Below are 413 nucleotides of genomic sequence, written 5' to 3'. Positions count from 1 at the left end.
GAGTGGCACTGCGGGCGTACCGGGGCGCGCCATCCGCCGGGCACGGGCGCGGAGCGGTGCTGCTCGACGTGGCGGGCGACGACGCCGTGCGCGCCGGATACCGCGAACCGGCCGACCGGTTCGGGGACATGGCCGGCGCGGTGGTGCATCCGATGACCGGGCACGGCATCGAAGTGGTGGCCGGGATACGGCAGGACGAGGTGTTCGGGCCGCTGGTCGTGTTCGGGCTCGGCGGGACCGCCGCCGGGCTGCTCGCCGACCGGGCCGCGCGGCTCGCCCCGCTCACCGACCAGGACGCGCGCGACCTCGTGCGCGCCCCGCGGTGGGCCCACCTGCTCTCCGGCCGGCACGGCTCCGGACCGGCCGGACCGGAGCCGATCGAACGGCTCCTGCTGAGCCTGTCGGCTCTCGCG

1 protein-coding gene is annotated in these 413 nt (G+C 77.5%); it reads left to right on the top strand.

The annotated features are described in order from the left end of the window. Positions 1 to 413: acetate--CoA ligase family protein (locus AC5RWQ_RS30660; protein ID WP_494286074.1), on the top strand; the 413-nt coding region annotated here is incomplete at both ends.

This window comes from Micromonospora sp. BS32, assembly GCF_059089345.1.
Note: the sequence above shows the minus strand (reverse complement) of the source record. Positions and strands in the feature narration are given on the sequence as shown.